Here is a 5,657-nt window from a genome sequence, read left to right as displayed (position 1 = left end):
GTCATGCCTCACACCGTGCCGTTTGCGGAACGCTGCAGGTCTGGCGTTCAAGAACGCACCTGGGAATAGATCGCAGATCTCCTGAGGCGACACATGATCCTGATAGGTCCACAAGCGCATCCGACCGCAGGTGCAATCGGCGTTGGCGACCCGCACCCGACCACGTGCGCCCAGCTGTTTGATCTGAGCTTTGTAGTCGTCGAAGCGAACTTCCCGAAAGATGCCCGTGAGCGGTCCGGTCTGGGCGTCCAGAAGCTCTTGGGAGACATCCGCTTGGCTGAATTGTAGGCCTCGCTGGATGTGAGCTGTTTTCGGTGCGTGATGAAGCCCGAAGAGAATGACATCGGTGCAGTCCACGTATTCGTTTGACCCAACATCAACCTTGAAGTGGGTGATCCGAACATCAATAGGCCTGTCGAGAAACTGCAGCTCAATGGCATTCAGCGCATCTTGGGCATGGCCGAGGAGCTTCTTCGGGACGACAAGCAGTATCTTGCTGTCCTTCGGGGTCTTCAGGACTAGGTCCACAATAATGCGCTTGAAGTTCTGCAGAGCCTCAGGTGACTGAAGAAGGTCGTTGTACCGAGTTGGTAGTTCCTTCGGCCAAGCATCCGCGATGATCTCCAAGTTTCGATAGTCGAGGTTCAAGCCTCGGCACTCCCGCACTTGGGTCTGATACGGCGATACCTGCCAGCCCTCCAGATGCACAGTAGCGGAGACGTGTATGGCACGCTTCACGCAAGGGAGCTTCATCGTCGTCGTACAGAAAACCGTCCTGTTCTGACCACCACCATCTTGCAGTTGCACGAACGCTCTTCCCTCAAATGAAGAAAGCACGAAGCTGACGACACGTCGGATAGCTTGTATCCCTTCACCCGTAGCCTCAAGGTCTTCGATCATTGCCGCAACGCCCTGCCACTCTACTTCGCGCTCGCTCAGTTCGGGCTTATGGTACTGACGTCGCCCCTCAATCGTTCCGGCCACTTCTTCTGCCCAGAGTAGCACCCGCCGGAGTGGGTACATCGCCGGACTCTGTAGTGCGTTGGCTTCGTCCCAGGCTCGACAGAAGTCAGTCAGTTCTAGAACATCAGCCCCGTCGAACTGGAGCGGCACTTCGTCAACGATCAGGAGATCACGAGGACCGATGTACCTCGCGACTTCCGAGCTTGATGACAGAAGGAAGTTGTGCGTGCCGATCACAACACGATGGTCGGCCAGCTGTTCCTTGAAGAAGCGGGCAGACGGCTCGAAGCCAGACGGATCGGGATGGCGAAGGTCGTGCGCTTGCGTCCACACGGCAACATCCACACCCCAAGACTTTAGCTGAGCGTATAGTTGGTCTGCGGCTAAGCGGGTCGGAACCGCGATGACGAACCTGGAGGCGGCATTCCTTGCGACATGCCACATGATGGCCGTCGTCTTGCCGGTCCCAGTATCCCCTCGATAGTACCAGCTGCCGCGTTGATCGGGGTCCGAGAAGTCCATTACTTCCTCAAGCAGCCGACCGAAGTCTTCAATTGTGTCCCGGACCACGGGCGAGAAGGAGTGTCGGGACGGGTAGTTCTGTTGTGTGTTCACTGTGGGCCTCAGAAAAGAAGAGGCCCCCGGTTGATCCGAGGGCCGTAGGGTCGATTGGATGATGTGTTTGGCTTGGCTACAGCTGCAATCACCGGAGCTGTTCGTCGGCGATCAGCAAAACTTGCAGGACGATGCAGATGCCAAGTGCGAGTCCCATGGTATGGATCTCCCGTCTTTCGATTATGTGGTCTTGATGGAGTGAGCGATCAGGGGAAGTCCCATGTATCGCGGAAAACAGGGGCGTCCGTATGGCTGAAGACGCCCCAATTCAGTTGTGATGGCTTCTAAGGTGAGCGAGTTCAGAGGCTCGGCTCACGGCGGTCACGGAAGGAAACCAGTAGGTTCGATCGCGAGAGGTTAGCCTTGTCACCATCGCGAAAGCGAACGGACCGGATATCATCGTAGTCACACCCGGTCAGCAGTACAGCCGCGATCTTTGATGGCGACAAGGTGTCGTTACGCCCTCTGTAGGTGACGCTGATAGTTCGCGGGTTTTGCACTGGCATTCCAGCGCAGCGGGTCTCCCATCGTCGCCAGCTGGCACTGTCGTTGAAGTGAGAGCGTGGCCTGTAAACCTTCCATCTCAGCCTTCCACTGATTGGGTCGAAATCGAAGCAGGTCGCGAGGAAGTCGTGGGTGCGAATGTTCTTTCGCTTGGCTTCATCCTCCTGGAGTAGGTCCAGATAGGCTGGTCGAAGCTGGGTTCGCTCGTGTCGGTCGCGATCAATCGCTCTGAGTAGATCGAGCGGAGTTGTTCCTTTGGGCATGTCCGTATGCGTTATTGGTGTTGTTCCCGGAGGTACGCACATCTTTTCCAATGGATATGCGCCGACGCGACGAGACCGCCCTATGTCCTTCAGGCTTCAGCAGACCCTGTGGGTACCTGCTTTCTACGCTTCGTAATTTCTAGATTGCAGAACAGCACTCGTTCCAAGCAATTCTATGCTCGTATCCTACGTCTTCGTCTTTCTCTAGAATTTCTGCGTAGTAATTGAGAAACTCAGTGGTGTCTGGAAGCAGCCGCAAATAGTACTTAACCGTCTCAAAGACACCGTTCACAATGATCTCACATCCATTCTGCTTCTCAAATTCATCTGCTTTTTTCAGAATCTCTTCCTTCTCCGTCGGTTCGATTCCTGACGTCGAAAGCAGGTAATAACGTGAGACACTTTCTGCGCGAACTTTGTCTATCGCCTCGAGTACATTTATAAGAGTAATTGTTTGATTGAACTTAATTTCAACCGCTTCAACCGGCTTGCCGTTTTCTACTACGACAATGTCACCCACTGTTCCTGCCTTGCGGTCTGCCGATTTCATTCGAGCGAGCGGTTCTAGGTCTTGCCCATTGAATCTGTCTACTTGGTTTAAGAGGCACCTGTAGATCGCGTAAATCGCAATCTGCGGAAGCCTTGGCGCACCAGTCTTGTATGAAACCGCCATATGGCTCCGCAGAAGTTTGTCGATCGTGACGATTGGTAGTGACTTGGGTCTGGTTAGAACTACGCGCTCTTTGTTTCTAATCTCGATAAGAGCAAGAACGATGAGCGTGAGGAGAGCGCGAGCGAGCGCCCCTGAAGCGTCGCTATTGGCCGCGTTGATGACTTTGATAAACAACGGGCCGACCTTCTTCGGCTGCGTCTTCAAAACTGAACCCGAGACAAGCGGACCAGCAAACGAGAGCGTCTGGGTCAACCAATGAGATTCGACGCTTCGAGGCAGGGACTTATCTATCAAGAAGGGAATTGTAGCCCGCGTGTCGTATGTCCGAGCGGCAAAGCCACCTGGATACTCAGATTTATGGGCGCAGATGTCCTGAGCAGGATTTAGGTTTTTGACTGCTAATAGGGTCAGAGCTGCGCCACGAAAAGCGTGCTTTGATCGGGCAAGTTCTAGTGTTTCCGCCGCGATATCTGCAGGGATTGCGTTGTTCGAAATGAAGTCATCTAAGCTGACATCCAATAGAGGCTCGGCAGCTTTGTATGCATTCTCGAAAAGTTGGCGCAACAAGCTGACATTACCAGAGACATCTGTATCGGACCAAGTCATTCGGCCACACTCGTTCGTTCGCGACTATTGTCACTCCGAGAGATGAGATCTGCCCGGCTTTCAACTAAGGCGCGCGGAGAAAGAAGTGGGAAGGGATATGTGCAGAGGAGCCGTTCGTCTCCGATGATTGGGTGGGTCTTGCTGGTACGAAAGTCGTACCGCAGCCCCCGAAAGGCGTCTGTCATGGATGGCAACTCGTGATCATCAATACACAACTTCTGGAGTAGATCTTCCTTTCGAATAAAATCACCGCAATTTCGCGTCTGGGAAAAATACTCAATCGCCTTTGTGAGGGGCGTAGTCTGAATATTAAATTCAAACGTGGACTCGACATCGACGACGTCGCCTCGGTTCGCGTAGTGGCCGTATATGTCTATCAATGTGAAAAAGCGTGATCTAGCAGTCAGCGCTTTCTCGATTTCCTGCCAAACATGGAAAACATCTGTGATGCGCGTGAGGGTACATCTGGCGGAAAGGGAGTCGTAGTCTGGCAGATACTTCCGAAGGCCGGTTATGGAGATCTCCAAATTAGCTACCGTTTTCGCGGAACTCATTGAGGTGAAGTCCAGGCTGACAGTATTTGCACTGTCAGTCAGCGTAATCTCCGCGCTAGATAGTCCGGCTCTCGGCTTGTCCCTGATCACCTTGCGGGCGAATAGAGTACTGTATTCCGTGTAGTAGCTAGTCTTTACGGTCTTTGCCTCGCCATTTTCGGCGTGCCGGGGTTTCTTGCCATACTGCTTTTTGATTGCAGACTGCGCAATCGACTTAAACCGCTTAGACCGCTCGCGCTGCCGTTGCCGAAAAGTGGATTTGAACCCGTCAGGCCGTTTCGGGAATGTAAGCTCGTTCACTTGGTCAAAGACTTGTTCGCGAAGTGCAGTGGCAATCACAAGCGCCAGTCTCGGAGGGACCGAATTGCCGATTTGCTCCAACTGCACACCGTAAGTTCCCTTCAGCTCGTAGTCGTCCGGAAACGTTTGTAGCCGCTTCAGTTCATCAAGGGTGAAATGACGATTCTTCCAATGGAATGGTCCAGTGAACTTACCCGGCTGTGCCTTGATCGTTCTGCACGGCTCGTCACGCTTCACCTTGTACAGAAGGTCGTGGAACTTGGACCGCCACGCAAAGACCGGCTCAGGGTGGCCCATCTCGGCAGTGAAGAAAGAGTAGTTGAGACCCTCGGGAACGTCGGGAAGTAAGTGCCCATATAGTCCCCCCAGATCATCATGGTAGGGTTCCTTCGGGTCTTGAAGATCTTGGATGGCGTCAGCCACCGAGACGAGCTGGAATCCGGTGTGCGAGTCGGGACCGTGCGTTGGCTTTGGAAATGCAAAGCTACCCTCACGGAGACCGACCATAATCAGCCGCTCGCGGTGTTGCGGCGTTCCATAATCTGCCGCATCCACGACCTCGTAAAAGAGGCGATAGCCATGCTGCTCAAAAGCTGCAACGATCTCGCGCCAAGGACCGCCTCCATTGGCGCCTGGGAGGCCATACACGTTCTCGAAGACAAACGCCTTGGGTTTCAGATTGTCTAAAATACGACAGTAGATGGCGTATAGTTGGCCCCTGGAGTCTTCGGTCCCGATAACTCCACCAGCTCGACGACCCGCTGCAGAGAACGTCTGACACGGTGGCCCCCCAATGATGCAGTCTATGCCTTGAGAGGCAAACTCAGTTTCATCAAAGTCTGCGATATCGATATTGAAGACCTTCGTGTCGGGCGAGAAATGTGTTCCGTTCTCGATGTTCGCCCGCAATGTCGCGCAATATTTGCTCTCAACCTCAACACAGGCGCGGATGTCGAAACCTGCTTGTTCGAACCCAAGATCAAGGCCGCCAGCACCACTGAACAAGCTAAGTGTAGGAATGGGAGTGCGAACTACATCGTTTGTGCGCCTGTTCATGGGGTCAGAATCCTGTCTCGTCCTACTGCTGCATAAGGGTTGTACCAGCTCTAACAAATCGTACAAGATGTAGGTTATCACAGTCCTAATTTTCTGCGATGCAGGTTAGCATCGGTGGCCTTG

3 protein-coding genes are annotated in these 5,657 nt (G+C 53.6%); all 3 read right to left on the bottom strand.

From position 1 onward, the window contains the following. Positions 1–1,485: DEAD/DEAH box helicase family protein (locus ACR0EF_RS18490; RefSeq protein ID WP_170373467.1), on the bottom strand; the 1,485-nt coding region annotated here is incomplete at its 3' end. A 999-nt stretch (positions 1,486–2,484) separates the two neighbouring features. Beyond that, positions 2,485–3,624: a hypothetical protein gene (locus ACR0EF_RS18485; RefSeq protein ID WP_170373466.1), complete on the bottom strand. Its 1,140-nt coding sequence runs from the start codon at positions 3,622–3,624 to the stop codon at positions 2,485–2,487. Further along, entirely contained in the window at positions 3,621–5,534 is a 1,914-nt protein-coding gene (locus ACR0EF_RS18480; RefSeq protein ID WP_170373465.1) for a DNA cytosine methyltransferase, read from the bottom strand. Before ACR0EF_RS18480 ends, ACR0EF_RS18485 begins: the two co-directional genes overlap by 4 nt. Between the last annotated feature and the right edge of the window lie 123 nt (positions 5,535–5,657).

The sequence above is a fragment of the Ruegeria sp. CG8 genome (assembly GCF_056537165.1).
The sequence above is the reverse complement of the archived record's forward strand: the minus strand, read 5'-3'. Positions and strand labels throughout refer to the sequence as shown.